Below are 15824 nucleotides of genomic sequence, written 5' to 3'. Positions count from 1 at the left end.
TGATTAACTATCTTAAAAAGACATAGGGTGCTTTTCTGATATTATTTTTTAAATTACATATGATATTGAGCCGAATCAAATGAGAAAAATAATTTTACTAGCTGCTATCGCGTTTTTTGTGAATGTTTGTTGGGGGCAAAAAACAAATGCGAACGATTCTATCAAAGAATTAAATACAACAAATAAACAACAACCAGGATTGGCTCTTGCTGCTTCAAAAATATTTTTTTCTGATAAAAGATATTCTATAAGTGGTTTTGGTGAATTTAATTTTGTGCCTACTCAGGGAGAGATAGACACGACTGTTGGTGATTTAGAATTGTATTATTCGGGTTTGTATCGGTTTGCAACTTTTTTTGGTTATCGAATATCTGATAAATTTATATGGAATTCTGAAATTCAATTTGAATACATTCATTATCAAAATAAAGAATCTCATTTAGAATTTGTATTTGAAGCATTTGTTGATTATTTGTATAAAGATTATTTGAAAGCAAGAGTAGGCTTTTATCCACTTACGATAGGATATGTAAATAATAATGATGAGCCAGTAATGTTTTATTCAGTCAATAGATCTGATGTTGAGCGATTGATAGTACCTTCAACATGGATAGAGTTTGGAGCTATGTTCTATGGAAATATTTCTCAAAATTGGAGCTATGCGCTTGGTTTTTCACAGGGTCTAAACAGTCAGTATTTTTTGAGTCCGACATGGATACGTCAAGGTAGAGAGATACGTTTTGATACACCAAAATCAATTTCGATCAATCCACAAATCAACTACACGGGGGTGTCAAATTTGGTAGTTTCTTTATCGGGTTATTATGGGAATTCTGGTCAAGGGGCGGATGTGAAAATTGGAAATCAAGAGCAAGAAGTGAAAGCAAAAATTAATTTAACAACTGCTTATGCCAAATATGATTGGAAGAACTTTCGGTTTATTGGTTTGGGAACATACGGACACTTGGCCGAAACAGATAAAATTTATGAGCAAACGAAAAACGAAGCAGGAGTTGGTCAAGTTTTAGGTAAAAGTGTATATGGCTATCTGTTTGAATTGGGTTGTGATATTTTGCCTTATATACGTTACAAAAAGCCAAAGTCAAACAAAAAGAACGCTATCTTTAATTCTGAAGAAATGAAATTGAGTTTGTTTTCAAGGTTTGAAAGATTAGATACCCATTATCGAATAGACGAAAATTTGCAAAATTTGCCTTTTTCTCAGAATAATTTAAAAGTTTGGACTTTTGGAGTTAATTATAATACTGCAGAGAATATCGTATTAAAAGCTGATTACCAACATCGTTTGAATACGCCTATTGGCCATGAGGGTATCATCAATCATACTATTGAATTTGGCTTAGGTTTTATTTTTTGATAAATTTTAGCTTGAAATTTTTTTTCTTGCAATTCGTTGCGAAATTCCTGTGATTACTTCGTAAGAAATAGTGTTTGAGTTTGTTGCCAATACGTTTACTTTCTCTTGACTATCGAAGATGATTACTTCATCACCAGGTTTGCAAGCAACCTGACTAACATCTACCATGATCATGTCCATACAAACATTTCCTAGAATAGGACACTTGATATTTTGAATGTAAACACAACCTTTTTTATTACCCAATTCTCTTGAGATTCCATCAGCATGACCAATGGGTAAAGTAGCAGTTTTAGTTAGTTTGTCAGCTATAAAAGCTCTGTTGTATCCTAAGGATTCACCTGGTTTGATTTCATGAATTTGAGAAATAATGGTCTTTAAAGTACCCACATTTTTAAGTTGTGCGGTTTCGTTTTTGTCATTACCAAATCCATACATACCGATTCCCAATCTTACCATGTTGAAATGCGCTTCTGGGTAATTGATAATTCCGGAAGTGTTGGTAAGGTGAAAGTCGATTGGGTGCACAAAAGCGTTCAGAAATTCTTTACGGATATTTTCGAATTTTTTTATTTGATTTTTAGTGAAATCATATTCGTTTGCATCTTCGCTAGCAGCAAGATGAGAAAAAACGGACTGAATTTTAATGTGAGAATTGTCTTGGAGAGTTGCAATTATAGGATTCACATCGTTTTTAGTGAAGCCTAAACGGTTCAAACCCGTGTTGAATTTTAAGTGTATTGGATAATTTTTAACATTTTTCACTTTCGCTACTGCAATAAAATTTTCAAGCGTAAAGCTCGAATAAATATTTGGTTCTAGATTGTAGCTTAATAGGAGCTCATAATTTTGAACTTGCGCGTGTAATACTAAAATAGGTAGCGTAATTCCAGCATTTCTCAATGCTATACCTTCATCTGTATATGCGACAGCCAAATAATCGACGTCGTTTTTTTCTAGTGTTTTACTAATTTCAATCGCATCATGCCCATATGAATAGGCTTTTACAACTCCTAGTAGTTTAGTGCCAGTTTGTAGCTTTTTTTTGAAATAAGAAATATTGTGTTCGAGTGCACTGTTATCAATTTCTAAAACACTTACATGTGAGGCATATGTATGATTTGTTTTCAACGATTACTTGTCTTTTTTTGTTGCGTTAAAAAATGCTTTTCTGCTCAGGGGTTCATAATTTTCAGTTTCACCTAAAACTACCAATTTTTTATCGTCTGTTTTTCGGTGACTAAAATGCGCCAAGTTTCCTGTTTGTGTACATACTGCATGTACTTTGGTTACGTACTCAGCAGTTGCCATTAAGTTTGGCATTGGCCCAAAAGGTTTTCCTTCAAAATCCATATCAAGCCCTGCAACAATAACACGAATTCCACGGTTCGCCAAATCGTTGCACACGGTTACAATTTCATCATCAAAAAATTGAGCTTCATCAATACCAACGACATCTACATCATTTACCAACAGCCGAATGTTGGATGCAGCTGGGACAGGTGTAGATCGAATTTCGTTCGCATCATGAGAAACTACCATTTCAGGGTCGTACCTAGAGTCTGTAGTAGGTTTAAAAATTTCTACTTTTTGCTTGGCGATTTTTGCACGTCTAAGGCGACGAATTAGTTCTTCAGTTTTACCAGAAAACATAGATCCACTAATCACTTCTATCCACCCAAATTGTTCTGTATGATTTACGGTATTTTCGAGAAACATTTTGTAATTTTAAAACTTGAATCAATTATGACTGAGGTTTCAGTCATAGTTTCACAAATTTATCAAAATTATATAAGTAAAGGATTGAAAAGCCATCAAGTTATGCACAAAAAAATAGAATCTGAATTGGTGAGTATTGCTCACAGTATTTTACAAATGAAAAATAGAGACGATATTTTAGCTTTGAAAGAGAAAGCGGGTGTACTTTATGAAAAACTTTCGGTGTTGGCTTTTGTAGATAGGTTTGTTGAATCAGAACCATCTGCTTCAAAAAACGATATCTTGGATAAAATGAATGTGCTAGAAGATGCAACAGAAGAAGAGGTTGTTGCAGCTGTCAAAGAAGTAACGCCTGTTGCACAAGAAATTGTTGCATCAGAAGAAGAAGAGAAGCCAAAGAAAAAATCGAAAAAGAAAAAGAAAAAAAAGGAAGTTGCTGCTGAGGTTGTCGTAGAAAAAGAAGTTGTTGAAGAAACTACAATTGAAGAAGTCGTAAAAGAAGAAACAGCTGTTTTACAAGAAGATTTATTTTCTACATCTGATGTTGAAAAGGAACCTCAAACTTCTGCTTCAAAAAACACGTTAGAAGAAGAATTAAAAGATACAATTTCTTTGGATTTGACTACAGATTTATTTGAGAATGCTGTTCGGGTTGAAACTGCCAAAAAATCTTTGAACGATGTTTTGGTGCAGAAAAATTTACAAATAGGATTGAATGATAGGATTGCTTTTGTAAAGCATTTATTTGAAGGCAGTCAAGAAGATTTTAACAGAGTAGTCTCACAATTAAATTCATTTAAATCGGAAAAAGAAGCCATTCAGTTTGTTACGCAAATGGTAAAGTCTGATTATGACTGGAGTGGAAAAGAAGAGTTCGAAGAGCGATTTATTACATTAATAACTCGTAAGTTTGCATAATATTATAAAAAATAGAATTACAGAATGAAGGCATCAGGTTACAATAAAATTTTTGACAGTGTCATTGAAAAATATCATGTGATTGATTCAGTAGATCAATCTTTTGAAAACATTTATGACGCAGCTACTTTAGAGCATTTGTTATATAGAAAATGTTGGATTGATACGGTACAATGGCATTATGAAGATATTATTCGATTGCCAGATATCAACCCAGTTGAAGCTTTAGAGCTGAAAAGAAAAATTGATGCTTCTAATCAAGATAGAACGGATATGGTAGAATATATTGATAGTTTTTTCTTGAAAAAATATGAAAATGTAGTTGAGAAACCAAGCGCTAAGGTTAACTCTGAGAGTCCAGCTTGGGCTATAGATAGATTGTCAATTTTGGCTTTAAAGATTTATCATATGAGAGAAGAAGCTACAAGAGAATCGGCATCAGAAACTCATAAAAAAGCATGTCAAGCTAAATTGAATGTTTTGTTAGAACAACGTATTGATTTGTCTACAGCCATCGATGATTTGATTACTGATATTGAAAGTGGTGACAAATACATGAAAGTTTATAAACAAATGAAAATGTACAACGACGATGAATTGAATCCGATGTTGAGAGCAAAAAAATAAAAAAAAGAGAGAGGTTTTCCTCTCTCTTTTTTTTGTGATATTTAGAAATTATGCCAACTCATTTCTGAGTGCTTCTATATTGTTTTTGCTATTACCAATAAATATTTTTCCATTGATAATGGCAACGGGTCTCTTCAAAAAGGTATACGTTTCTAATATAAGACCTTTATAATCTTCCTCAGAAAGGTCCATGTCTTTGAGTCCTCTTGATTTGTAAAGTTGTGCTCTTTTACTAAAGAGAGCTTCATAACTACCACTCAAGGAATGCATTTCTTCGAGTTGAGCTACGGTAATTTCTTGGGTTTTTATTTCTTGCAGTTCTACTCCTTCAAGATTGATGCTTTTCAAAATTCTTCGGCAAGTATCGCAAGTTTTTAGATGGTATATTTTTTTCATGGTTCTCAATTTGATTCCTCCAAAAATACTACGTTTTCAAACTTTAATTAGCTATTTTTATCGAAAATTTGATTAAATATTTTAAAACATGGAGTATATTTTTGACAGCTTAAGTAAAGGAAGAGTGTTGATGTTAAAAGCAATTGATGGTTTATCAATGGAACAATTGAATAAGATACCTGGAAATTCAAAAAATAACATCGCTTGGAATATTGCCCATTTGGTGGTTACGCAACAATTGTTGTGTTATAAATTTTCTGGTTTGAAATGTTTGATTTCAGATGAAATGATAGATTTGTATAGAAAAGGTACCGCTCCTCAGAGAGATATGACTCAAGAAGAGTTTGACGAAATTAAATCGTTGTTTATCTCTTTGCCATTGAAATTTGAAGAGGATTATAAAAAGCGAATTTTTGAGAATTATACTGAATATACAACAAGTGTAAATGTAACTTTGACTGACATTAAATCAGCAGCAACCTTCAATTTATTTCATGAAGGAATCCATTTAGGTGCTATTTTAGGGTTGAAAAAATTAGTTTAATTCATTTGTTGAATTGCGCTGATGTCAATGGTTTCGCTAACAGTCCAGTTGGCTTTTAGTTTTAATTCGACAGGATAATAATAAACCTCTTCAGGTTGAATCTTTCTCAAGAAACTTCCTGTGTCCCATTTGTTGTTTTTGTTATCGTCAAAAATTATTCTAATGAGGTAGGTCGAAGGTTCAATATCTGTAAATTCGTAGTTTTCGCTTTTCGAAGTCGTTATTTTTTCAAATACAGTATCGTCGCTGCTTTTAATCAGTTCTAATATGATGGGTTTATTCTCTGGGTTCACTAAATTAATCTCAACGATTGCGTAATCTTCAACATCACCTGTTTGTAAAAAGTATTGCAATGTGTCATTGGTTTTTCCATAAAAACTAACAAGTGCTTCTGGCAATACATCGATTTGGTATTTCCCGTTTCGTTTTCTGTCGAAATCGACATACATTTTGGTTTTGTCTACATTCGTTCTAGTCGTAAACGGAACAGCTAATGTGTCTATATCTGTAATAAAAATATTTTCAGGATTCATTTTATCAATAGGGAAATTACTTTTTAAGTAAAAAGTATCTCGCGGATGAAAAGCCCCATTGATAGGAGATTCAATATCTAGTGAATCTTGTTTTTTTGTTCTCAGTTTTACGGTGTATTTTTTTTCGAAATCATTTCGCTTTACAAGAAATTGTAATGAGTCGGTTTCGAAAGGAGTAAACCAAAAATTAAGAGTGTCTTTGTCTTGTTCTTTGTTGATGAAACTTTTAAAGTTATCAGGAGTCTCGGTTAAAAGATCTATTTTTAGATTATCGAGTTCTCCCTCATACCCAAAAATTATTTTTCCAACTCTTTTTTCTAAAGGTCTTAAAAGTTTAAATTCTTGTATTTCTTTGAATAATTTTAAATGAAAAAAAGAATCTCTAGGCAATTCAATAGGCTCTGTAATAAAGGCGATTTTATCATCTTTAGGGTCAAATTGAAAGTTGCTATTGTAATCTTTCAAAGCGATTAGTTGATACTTTCCTTCTTTTATATTTGTAATGTTATACAGAATAGTATCCAAGGTATTGGTCATATAACTCGGTTTCTCTTTGTATATAATAGAATCCGTGTATGTGTCGTTTACCTCAAATAACAATACAGAGATTTCTGTATCGAAAACGCGTTCGTAGGCATCCGAAGTGGCACCATAAATTTCAAGAGAATCCACGTAACTACCTGTAGAGAAAACGTATTTGAAACTTCCTAAAGGGTTTCCTTCATTATTGTCAATAATACTGTTTCCAAAATTAAATGAGTAGGTAGTGTTTTCTTTAAGGGTATCGTTTATTTCAATAACAATCTTTTTACTAGCAGTACCTGCTGGAGTAATATCTGATGCGTGTTTTAAAGGAGGCGATACAATTAACTGTTTGTTTAAGTCTTTGAATTTTACATATTCGTCGAATACCAATTTTATTTTTTTTGATTTAAAATTAATCGCTTCGTATTCTGGTGTAGCAGTTACCATTACTGGTGAGATCGTGTCTTTTGGTCCACCCGTTGGACTTCCTTTTCTTGCGCAGTTGGTAGTTGCTGCAATGAGAACCAATAAAATAATGCAAAAAGTGAATAAATTTTTCACAGAAATAATTTTTTATTTGAAGCTACAAAGTAACAATTTATTTAGTGAAGTTTTAGGCTAAAAATTTAAAAGTTAGGTGTATGTGCAACACTGGCAATGCTGATGGCTACGTTTTTGGTTTTTAATAGTTCTCGAGCACAAGCTTCAATCGTAGCACCCGTTGTAATTACATCATCCAACAGAAGAATTTTTTTATTTTCGAGTACTGATGTATCGGTTAATTTGAAAGAATTTTCAGTGTTTTTTCTTCGATCGAGTTTGTTTTTTAAGGTTTGCGTACGTGAAGGTTCGGTTTTGATCAAAATCGATTCGTTGAAGGGAATTTGCAGTTCTTTTGAAAGTGTTTTTCCGAGTAACGTTAATTGATTGTAACCACGTTTGGTGATTCTTTTTTGGTGTATTGGTACGGGAATGATCATATCAATCGTGTCAAATAATTGATTTTTTTTAAGTTCTTCAGCTAACAGGTATCCAAGAAAAGAACCAATGTATTCTTGCTGTTTGTATTTTAACAAATGAATTAAAGTTTGGGCTGTTCCATTTTTATGAAACAAGAACAAAGAAGTGGCAGATACAATCGGAAGTTTTCCAAAGAATAGTTTTTTTAATGGGTTGTTCTTTTCATGGTAATATGCATATGGCAAATCATGACGGCATTGAATGCATAAAAGAGTTTCGTTCGTATGCAACGATTTTGAACATTGAACGCAAGCGTTGGGATAAAATAGATTTAGAATATCAGAAAAGATACTTGTATACACAGCTATTTTTTTCTAAAAAATACTTTTTTTAATTAAAACAGACAAAATTATCTGTAATTAACCCTATAAAATATAGCGTTTTATAATTATAAGTAGTAAATTTGGCAGCTTAAAATAAACCGGAAAAAATTTAAAATGGAAAACAAACAATCAAGTAAAATCATTACTTTAGTTTTAGGGGCATTATTATTGTTTGCATTAGGGTATTCTTTTTATTCGAATTCTAAGCACAGTGCGTTACAGGCAGAATTAGAATCTGAAAAAGCTGAAATCAAAGCAGAATTAGATGAATTAGTTGTTAAGTACGATGCAAAAATTGCAGAGAATACAACAATGAATGCTAAGTTAGTTGCAGCACGTCAAGACATTGTTTCTTACAGAGATTCTTTAAAATCTGAAAAAGCAGCTAGTTATTCTGCAATTAAGAGATACAAGAGCAGAGTGTATACAATGCAAAAGAAAAACAAAGAATTATTTACACAAATCGAGGAGTTAACTGCCAAAAACGAGGAGTTAAATAAAGAAATTGTTGCTGCTAAAGAAATCATCCAAACGAAAGAGGAAGAAGAAGCAGAATTGAAAGCTGAGAACGAAGCATTAGCTGCTAAGGTTGCGATCGCATCAGAATTGGCAATTCAAGAATTTGAAGCAGTTTCTATGAAGAAAAAATCTTCTGGAGCTTTAAAGTCAACTACAAGAGCGAAATATACAGATGCATTTAGAGTGTCGTTTAAAATTGGACAGAATGCAGTAACTGAAGGAGGAGATAAAGAGGCTTATATCATCATCAAAGATTTTGAAGGTGTTGTAATTGCTCCAAAAGGTAAAGTTACAATTAACGAAGAAGAAGTTTACTATTCTGATACAACTACAATCGACTATCAAAATATCGCTACAGATGTAATCATTATTACAGATGTAAACAGAAAAGAAAACAAAAAAGGATTGTACACTATTTCTGCTGTTTTAAACGGTAAAACAGTTGGAGAGACTACAGTTACTTTGAAATAAATTTACTTTCAGTAAGTGAGAAAGAGCGAGGTTATTCTCGCTCTTTTTTTGTTTAAAATCTAGGTCTTTAAAAACAAGATTATAGAATAGTTAGAAATAAAGAAAATACTTATTTTTGCAGCATGGCAAAGCAAGAAGATCAATTTAAAAAAGTAGTTTCACATGCGAAAGAATACGGTTATGTATTTCAATCAAGTGAAATTTACGACGGGTTGAGTGCAGTATATGATTACGCACAAAACGGTGTTGAATTAAAGAAAAATATAAGAGAATATTGGTGGAAATCAATGGTGCAGATGCACGATAATATTGTAGGGTTAGACGCTGCAATTTTTATGCATCCAACCACCTGGAAAGCATCTGGGCATGTCGATGCTTTTAACGATCCATTAATAGATAACAAAGACTCTAAAAAACGATACCGTGCAGATGTTCTTATAGAAGATTATGTAGGGAAACTAGATGCTAAAATTGAAAAAGAGGTTGCCAAAGCTGCAAAGCGTTTTGGGGATGCTTTTAATAAAGAAGAATTTTTAGCTACCAATGGTAGAGTTTTAGGATATAAAGAAAAAGGAGATGCTATTCTGAAAAGAATGGGGCAGTCTTTAGAAAAAGAAGATTTGGCTGATGTAAAAGCCTTGATCGAAGAATTAGGAATCGGGTGTCCACTTTCAGGGTCTAAAAATTGGACAGAGGTGAAGCAATTCAATTTGATGTTCGGTACAAAATTAGGAGCGTCTGCAGATTCTGCAATGGATTTATACTTACGACCAGAAACAGCACAAGGTATTTTTGTAAACTTTTTGAACGTGCAAAAAACAGGTAGGATGAAAATTCCTTTTGGTATTGCGCAAACAGGTAAAGCTTTTAGAAACGAGATTGTAGCGCGTCAGTTTATTTTTAGAATGCGTGAGTTCGAACAAATGGAAATGCAATTCTTCGTCCGCCCTGGTACACAAAAAGAATGGTACGACACTTGGAAAAAAACACGTTTAAACTGGCACCTTTCTTTAGGTTTAGGTGAAGATAATTATCGTTTCCACGACCATGATAAGTTAGCACATTACGCAGATGCTGCAGCTGATATAGAATTTAGATTTCCGTTTGGTTTTAAAGAATTAGAAGGGATTCACTCTAGAACTGATTTTGATTTAAAAGCACATGAAGAATTTTCTGGAAAAAAATTACAATATTTTGACCCTGAATTAGGTGAAAGCTATGTGCCATATGTTGTAGAAACATCTGTTGGTTTAGATCGTTTGTTCTTAGCTGTTTTCTCAAATGCATTGCAAGAAGAAGCGTTAGAAAATGGTACTTCAAGAACGGTATTGAAATTACCAGCTGTATTGGCTCCTACAAAAGCGGCAATCTTTCCATTGGTTAAAAAAGATGGGTTACCAGAAATTGCCAAAGAGATTGTAAATGACTTGAAATTTGATTTCAATGTATTGTACGACGAAAAAGATGCCGTTGGAAAACGTTATAGAAGACAAGATGCAGCAGGTACTCCTTTTTGTATCACAGTGGATCACGATTCGTTAGAAGACAAATCGGTTACCATTCGACATAGAGATACGATGGAACAAAAAAGAGTGTTGATTTCTGACTTAAAAGCAATCATAAACAAAGAGGTTAATATGTCTGAGTGGTTGCAGAAAATCCAGTAATCAGCAAAATATAGATTTCTTTATATAAGAAGTAAAAAGCCTTAAGATATTTCTTAAGGCTTTTTTTGTAGGCTATGTGGAAATATTTTTTAAAATCTGTACATTTGGTAAAAATCAACATATGAAAAATTATAAAATTCTTTTCGCGGTATTATTTATTTCAACTTTTGCTTTTGCTCAAAAATCTGTTTTAATTCGTTATCAACCAAAAGTAGGTTCAACGTTGAAAAATGATATGACGGCATTGATGGATATCTCTATCAAAGCAGGCGAACAAAATATCAGTACCAAAATGGACATGGGGTTCGAAATGTTATTTAAGACGAATGCTCGTGAGAATGATGTGAATAAAATTGAAATGACTTTTGGGAAAATTACAATGGATATGAAAAATCCAGTAATGTCGGGTTCCTATGATTCAGAAAAAAATAATGACGACGATCCCTTTTCAAAACAAATCGCTGATGGTTTTAAAGGTGTTGTAGACACCTCTGTTCCTATGAGTATTAGTACTAAAGGTGAGTTTACTGAACCGATTGATATTGCTAAGGCGTTTCCAGAGATTCCAGTTGCCAAAGCTGAAGAATTAAAAGAACAAATGTCGAATCAGTTTATCGCATTCCCTGAGCATAAGGTGAAAGTAGGAGATAGCTGGACGATGAATGCATCCATGAATCAAATAGGGAAAATTGAATATACCTATACTTTGGTAGGTATTGAGAAAAGTCAATTGTTGTTAACCGTTACGGGTAAAATGTTAAATGGTGAAACTGCTGCCATGAAAATGTTAGAAGCAACTATTTCAGGTGATCTTACCTTAGATAAAAAAACTGGTGAGACGTTGTCTTCAAATATGGTAATGGATATGAATATGCAAATGGAAGCACAAGGAAATGTAATGGATATGAATATGAAGGCAGAAATTAGCTTGACTGCTTCACATATTTAGTTAGTCGTTTCTTAATAAATCAGAGGGCTTAAGGATTTTTTTCTTAAGCCTTTTTTATGCAGTTCTTAGAAGTTGAAAAAGAGAAAAAGCAAAAACAGCGATAACGAATAATTCTTTGAATCTTTTTTTAGGTATCGACTGTACAAAGCGTCCCATGATGATAGACAACGGAGCAAATGTAAGTAGTAACTCATTTCCGTTTTTTTCTGTTTTCAAACTTATAATAACGCTACTAATACCGAGGAGTAATATTGTCAAAAGATATTGCAAACGGTACGAGTCACTAATAGATATTACTTTGGGAGTCGTTACTACAATGCCAACTATTGTTAAAAACAACAATACATAAAAAGACAATTGTAAATGTGCACTGTTGTAATGTGAGAAATCAAAGTTATACGCAAAGTCGAAGAAACTATAAAACGCATCGACGTTTTCGATAAAGAAAAAGTAGGTAAATGTTAAGAATAAAGGAACTAACAAACCAAGTAACGGACTTAGGATGTTTTCTAAATTTACTTTTTGAGTGATGATCAATGATAGGTATACGAATAACATGATTAAAATCGCCCAATCATAAATTAAAAACGAAACACCACTTAGAATACCAATGTCGAATAAGGTTAATTTAGCACTTTCTGTATTGTTTAAAGTAGCGATTTTCTGAGTTATCCATAAAAAAAGTGCTGAAACATACAATAGATGTGTCTCTTCAAGAGCATTTGCAAACATCCCATAAAAACAAATAATGAAAAAGCTGTTGTGTAGGTTGTTATTTGAAACGCCATTTTTAATAAAGATAATCGTGCTAAACAACAAAAATATAGCGTGGATTCCTGTTCGAAAAAAACACGTAATTATAGGATAATCAGTAGTTTTGTTCGTTAAAAAGTAGGTGAAACTAAAGCTAAAAAAAAATAAACCGAGTACGATGATGTTTAAGGGTTTAGTTTTTTCAAAAAAATTGGCTAGCATGTTTAGTTTTTATATTTTTGCAGCGTAAAGATAATTTAAGTTATGATAGCAAACAATATATTTAGAATCATCGGAGATTTATTCACAGAAGGACTTTTTGTTCCTTTTGATTTAATCAGAAGCGATAAAAACTGGTGGACATCTAATATTATCAACTTTCTTTTTATAGCAGTATTTTTTGTGTTGCTTGCTTACTGGATGAAAGAGTCTGTAAGATTTAAAAAAGAAGGAACAGAAGATTTACCTAAATAAATTTTCTTTTGGGAAGTAAAAACAAATTGAAACGTTTCAATGAAAATGAAACGTTTTCTAATGTAATTCAACCTACTCGTGAAGAAGTTACTACCGATTTTCCCTACAAAGGAAAATGGAATGAATTCTTTAAAAACGACAATCCAATTGTATTAGAGTTAGGCTGTGGTAAAGGTGAATATACTATTGCCTTAGCAGAAAAAAATCCTGATATCAATTATATAGGTATTGATATCAAAGGAGCTCGTTTTTGGCGAGGTGCTAAAACCGCATTAGAAGAAAATTTACCAAATGTAGCTTTCGTGCGAACTCAGATCGAATTGGTTGATTTGTGTTTTGCTGAGAATGAAGTGAGTGAAATTTGGATCACATTCCCAGATCCTCAAATAAAATACAAAAGAACAAAACATCGTTTAACGAATGAAGAGTTCTTGAAAAAATACCACCACATTCTAAATGAAGATGGTATCATGCATTTAAAAACCGACAGTGAATTTATGCATGGTTATACGTTAGGATTGTTACATGGTCAAGGACAAGAAGTTCTTTACGCACATCATGATATCTATACAAATCCACATGCTCCAGAGGTGGTTCTGAATACGCAAACGTTTTACGAAAAACAGTATTTAGAGGTAAACAAACCCATTACATACATTAAATTCAAATTGAAATATTAATTTCAGTTTCTAATCAGTTTATTTTATCTTGGTGAATGTTTAAAAGAATAAGCATTTATGAAAGATAAAATCAGTTTAAAAGAGGCCATTTCTATCGGTATAGGAGGTATGGTAGGAGGTGGTATATTTGCTGTTCTAGGGTTAGCAGTCTCTATTGCCAAAGGTGCAACCTATCTTTCATTTTTAATTGCGGGTTGCATTGCATTGTTAACTTCATATGCCTATGCAAAACTCTCCATTAAATTTCCTGATAAGGGAGGTACGGTAAAATTCATGAATCAGGCTTTTGGTAAGTCAATATTCAGTGGTGCCATCAATAACCTCCTTTGGGTAAGTTATGTCATCATGCTTGCTTTATATGCCTCTGCCTTTGGTTCGTATGCGCCGAATTTATATCAGATTACCGAGCAGGTTTCATTAGATAGTCATCTTTATGCTACCTTTATTATTGTTATAGCAACAACAATAAATTACTATAGCATTTCAGTAGTTGGAAAAATTGAATCTTATGCTGTTATTATCAAATTGGTTATTTTGATTTCTTTTATCGCCATTGGTGGTTATGGTTTGTTTGGCAATACAAATATGAGTCAGTTGGGAATAGAAAACTGGTCGAGCTCTATAAAAATTTTTGCAGGAGGGATGGTTATTTTTGTTGCTTATGAAGGATTTGAGTTGATTGCCAATGCAGCACCGGATATTGAGAATCCATTAAAAAATATTCCGAAAGCCTATTCGTATTCTGTGGTGTTTGTCATCCTTTTGTATATTATTATTGCTGTTGTTACGGTTGGTTCGTTACCGTTTGATGAAATAGCAACTGCAGAGGATTATGTGTTGGCAGAAGCCGCTAAACCGATGTTAGGTCAAGCAGGTTTTACTATAATTACTATCGCAGCGTTGATATCTACATTTTCAGCGATCAATGCATCATTGTATGGCGGTAGTAGAGTGAGTTATGAAATTGCAGAAGATGATGAACTTCCTCATGAATTGACAGGTAAAATATGGAATCAGCCCATCGGACTTTTGATAACTGCGATAACGACAATTATTATTACAAATACCTTAGAGTTAGAGAGTATTTCTACAGCGGGAAGTGTCGGTTTTTTATTGATTTTTGGTATCGTAAACTTTATAGCTTTCAAATTAGCGAAAGAAATAAACGGAAATCGATTGATATCTTTAGTAGGATTTATTTTGTCTATGTTAGCATTGATCGTTTTAGTCTATCAGCAAACGACTACAAATATCATTGGTGTTGTTATTGCCTTCTCAATTATTTTGCTGTGCTTTTTAGGTGAAACGATTTATAAAAAAATATTCGACAAAGAGTATTTGAAAACCAAAGGTTAACTGCGTAAGGCAACTGTTTCAGAATCAAATTCAAGATGAATTTTGGTGTTTTTGTTTAGATGTTCTGTATGATGGACAAACAGTATTTGTTCTTTGAAAAGTACCTCAATCAAATACACGCCTTCCATAAAATAGCTTTGTAGAACGGTTGCTTCTATCGTAGCTTTCGAATTAATTTTTATCTCATGAGGATATAAAAGGATTGTTTTTTTAGAGTTTTCAGTAGTATTTATTTTGTTTAGTGCAATTTCATTCACATCTCCGAAAAACGAAGCTACATATTTAGATGGTGGTTTTTTATATAGGTTTTGCGGACTGTTTTCAGCTACGATACTTCCTTCTTTCATTACAACGATTCGATCAGCAAAAGAGAGCGCATCCGTGCTGTCGTGTGTGGCGACGATACAACCAATGTTTTTTTCTCTTAAATAATTGAATAATTTGCGACGTAAGTTGTTTTTTCTGAAATTGTCAATATGACTAAATGGTTCGTCTAATAATAACAATTCAGGTTCTTTTGCTAAAACCCGTGCCAATGCAACACGTTGTTTTTGACCACCACTTAAATTCTTGACCTTTACATCTGCAAAATCAGTCATGTCAACCACTTCAAGTAATTCTTTGGTACGCGCTTTCTTTTCTTTCGGAAATCGATTGGGTAAAAATTTACCGACGTTTTCAGCAGCAGATGTAAAAGGCATCAAGTCAAAATCTTGTGAAAGGTATTTCATAAAAGGTTCTCCAGGGACTAAATAATAATTCGGGCCTAGAAGTTTAATGTCATCCCAAGTTATTTCTCCCTTTTCAATATGCAGCAACCCATATATTATCTCTAACAAAGTGCTTTTGCCACAACCACTTTCTCCAATAACCGCAATGTATTCACCCTTGTTAGCGATAAAAGAAACTTCTTTTACAACTTCTTTTTTATCATAAGCAAAAGAAATATTTTTTATTGCTAGCACGGAAATC

Annotated in this window: 17 protein-coding genes; 10 read left to right on the top strand and 7 right to left on the bottom strand. The window is 33.0% G+C overall.

Features of this window, described 5'->3' with window-relative positions; all coding sequences use genetic code 11:
• The first annotated feature begins 79 nt into the window (after positions 1-79).
• Positions 80-1378 carry a porin gene (locus F6P99_RS02575; RefSeq protein ID WP_226912992.1) on the top strand — a complete coding sequence of 433 codons (1299 nt, stop codon included), beginning with the start codon at positions 80-82 and terminating at the stop codon, positions 1376-1378.
• 6 nt (positions 1379-1384) lie between these two features.
• On the opposite strand, the gene alr is transcribed toward F6P99_RS02575, so the two are convergent.
• Together alr and F6P99_RS02565 are read right to left on the bottom strand one after the other, a co-directional pair.
• The gene (gene alr / locus F6P99_RS02570; RefSeq protein ID WP_152285869.1) at positions 1385-2509 is read right to left on the bottom strand and encodes an alanine racemase; all 1125 of its coding nucleotides are present in this window, start codon (positions 2507-2509) and stop codon (positions 1385-1387) included.
• Between the two features lie 3 nt (positions 2510-2512).
• Complete coding sequence (locus F6P99_RS02565) at positions 2513-3097, bottom strand: thymidine kinase (RefSeq protein ID WP_152285868.1); 585 nt, start codon at positions 3095-3097, stop codon at positions 2513-2515.
• Here F6P99_RS02565 and F6P99_RS02560 point away from each other — a divergent pair.
• Positions 3071-4015: a hypothetical protein gene (locus F6P99_RS02560; RefSeq protein WP_226912991.1), complete on the top strand. Its 945-nt coding sequence runs from the start codon at positions 3071-3073 to the stop codon at positions 4013-4015. The genes F6P99_RS02565 and F6P99_RS02560 overlap by 27 nt on opposite strands.
• Positions 4016-4039: 24 nt before the next feature.
• Entirely contained in the window at positions 4040-4642 is a 603-nt protein-coding gene (locus tag F6P99_RS02555) for a DUF4254 domain-containing protein (RefSeq protein ID WP_152285866.1), read from the top strand.
• Positions 4643-4690: 48 nt separating this feature from the next.
• Here F6P99_RS02555 and F6P99_RS02550 read toward each other — a convergent pair whose 3' ends face one another.
• A complete protein-coding gene (locus tag F6P99_RS02550; protein ID WP_152285865.1) occupies positions 4691-5038 on the bottom strand; it encodes an arsenate reductase family protein in 348 nt (115 codons plus the stop codon).
• An 88-nt stretch (positions 5039-5126) separates the two neighbouring features.
• On the opposite strand from F6P99_RS02550, the gene F6P99_RS02545 reads away from it, so the two are divergent.
• Entirely contained in the window at positions 5127-5582 is a 456-nt protein-coding gene (locus tag F6P99_RS02545; RefSeq protein WP_152285864.1) for a DinB family protein, read from the top strand.
• Here the strand turns inward: F6P99_RS02545 and F6P99_RS02540 are convergent.
• Together F6P99_RS02540 and F6P99_RS02535 are read right to left on the bottom strand one after the other, a co-directional pair.
• Positions 5579-7201 (bottom strand): Ig-like domain-containing protein, encoded by a 1623-nt coding sequence (locus tag F6P99_RS02540; RefSeq protein ID WP_152285863.1) that lies wholly within the window; start codon positions 7199-7201, stop codon positions 5579-5581. The two genes, F6P99_RS02545 and F6P99_RS02540, sit on opposite strands and share 4 nt — an antisense overlap.
• A gap of 65 nt (positions 7202-7266) precedes the next feature.
• Positions 7267-7890, bottom strand: a complete 624-nt coding sequence (locus F6P99_RS02535) for a ComF family protein (RefSeq protein ID WP_152285862.1) — start codon at positions 7888-7890, stop codon at positions 7267-7269.
• A 207-nt stretch (positions 7891-8097) separates the two neighbouring features.
• Here F6P99_RS02535 and F6P99_RS02530 point away from each other — a divergent pair, with 207 nt between their 5' ends.
• The 3 genes from F6P99_RS02530 to F6P99_RS02520 all read left to right on the top strand — a co-directional run bounded on the left by F6P99_RS02530 (position 8098) and on the right by F6P99_RS02520 (position 11589).
• Positions 8098-8973, top strand: a complete 876-nt coding sequence (locus F6P99_RS02530) for a hypothetical protein (protein ID WP_152285861.1) — start codon at positions 8098-8100, stop codon at positions 8971-8973.
• A gap of 122 nt (positions 8974-9095) precedes the next feature.
• On the top strand, positions 9096-10640 hold the full coding sequence (locus tag F6P99_RS02525; protein WP_152285860.1) for a glycine--tRNA ligase: 1545 nt from the start codon (positions 9096-9098) through the stop codon (positions 10638-10640).
• A 121-nt stretch (positions 10641-10761) separates the two neighbouring features.
• On the top strand, positions 10762-11589 hold the full coding sequence (locus F6P99_RS02520) for a DUF6263 family protein (protein ID WP_152285859.1): 828 nt from the start codon (positions 10762-10764) through the stop codon (positions 11587-11589).
• A gap of 54 nt (positions 11590-11643) precedes the next feature.
• Here F6P99_RS02520 and F6P99_RS02515 read toward each other — a convergent pair whose 3' ends face one another.
• Positions 11644-12564: a DUF6427 family protein gene (locus tag F6P99_RS02515; RefSeq protein WP_226912990.1), complete on the bottom strand. Its 921-nt coding sequence runs from the start codon at positions 12562-12564 to the stop codon at positions 11644-11646.
• 42 nt (positions 12565-12606) lie between these two features.
• Here F6P99_RS02515 and F6P99_RS02510 point away from each other — a divergent pair, with 42 nt between their 5' ends.
• From F6P99_RS02510 to F6P99_RS02500, 3 genes are read left to right on the top strand one after another with little or no spacing between them, the layout of a single operon-like run.
• Positions 12607-12816 (top strand): DUF6341 family protein, encoded by a 210-nt coding sequence (locus tag F6P99_RS02510; RefSeq protein WP_152285857.1) that lies wholly within the window; start codon positions 12607-12609, stop codon positions 12814-12816.
• 8 nt (positions 12817-12824) lie between these two features.
• Positions 12825-13496 (top strand): tRNA (guanosine(46)-N7)-methyltransferase TrmB, encoded by a 672-nt coding sequence (gene trmB, locus F6P99_RS02505; RefSeq protein WP_152285856.1) that lies wholly within the window; start codon positions 12825-12827, stop codon positions 13494-13496.
• Positions 13497-13553: 57 nt separating this feature from the next.
• On the top strand, positions 13554-14852 hold the full coding sequence (locus F6P99_RS02500) for an APC family permease (RefSeq protein ID WP_152285855.1): 1299 nt from the start codon (positions 13554-13556) through the stop codon (positions 14850-14852).
• Here F6P99_RS02500 and F6P99_RS02495 read toward each other — a convergent pair.
• Positions 14849-15817, bottom strand: coding sequence for an ABC transporter ATP-binding protein (locus F6P99_RS02495; protein ID WP_152285854.1), 969 nt, complete (start codon positions 15815-15817; stop codon positions 14849-14851). The two genes, F6P99_RS02500 and F6P99_RS02495, sit on opposite strands and share 4 nt — an antisense overlap.
• Between the last annotated feature and the right edge of the window lie 7 nt (positions 15818-15824).

The sequence above is a fragment of the Flavicella marina genome, assembly GCF_009193215.1.
Lineage (GTDB): Bacteria > Bacteroidota > Bacteroidia > Flavobacteriales > Flavobacteriaceae > Flavicella > Flavicella marina.
The sequence above is the reverse complement of the archived record's forward strand: the minus strand, read 5'-3'. Positions and strand labels throughout refer to the sequence as shown.

Coding starts and splice junctions, on each gene's coding strand:
- F6P99_RS02555 (WP_152285866.1), top strand. CDS start 4,040: ATGAAGGCATCAGGTTACAATAAAATTTTTGACAGTGTCATTGAAAAA.
- F6P99_RS02575 (WP_226912992.1), top strand. CDS start 80: ATGAGAAAAATAATTTTACTAGCTGCTATCGCGTTTTTTGTGAATGTT.
- F6P99_RS02510 (WP_152285857.1), top strand. CDS start 12,607: ATGATAGCAAACAATATATTTAGAATCATCGGAGATTTATTCACAGAA.
- F6P99_RS02545 (WP_152285864.1), top strand. CDS start 5,127: ATGGAGTATATTTTTGACAGCTTAAGTAAAGGAAGAGTGTTGATGTTA.
- F6P99_RS02500 (WP_152285855.1), top strand. CDS start 13,554: ATGAAAGATAAAATCAGTTTAAAAGAGGCCATTTCTATCGGTATAGGA.
- F6P99_RS02515 (WP_226912990.1), bottom strand. CDS start 12,564: ATGCTAGCCAATTTTTTTGAAAAAACTAAACCCTTAAACATCATCGTA.
- F6P99_RS02560 (WP_226912991.1), top strand. CDS start 3,071: ATGATTTACGGTATTTTCGAGAAACATTTTGTAATTTTAAAACTTGAA.
- F6P99_RS02525 (WP_152285860.1), top strand. CDS start 9,096: ATGGCAAAGCAAGAAGATCAATTTAAAAAAGTAGTTTCACATGCGAAA.
- F6P99_RS02530 (WP_152285861.1), top strand. CDS start 8,098: ATGGAAAACAAACAATCAAGTAAAATCATTACTTTAGTTTTAGGGGCA.
- F6P99_RS02550 (WP_152285865.1), bottom strand. CDS start 5,038: ATGAAAAAAATATACCATCTAAAAACTTGCGATACTTGCCGAAGAATT.
- F6P99_RS02520 (WP_152285859.1), top strand. CDS start 10,762: ATGAAAAATTATAAAATTCTTTTCGCGGTATTATTTATTTCAACTTTT.
- F6P99_RS02565 (WP_152285868.1), bottom strand. CDS start 3,097: ATGTTTCTCGAAAATACCGTAAATCATACAGAACAATTTGGGTGGATA.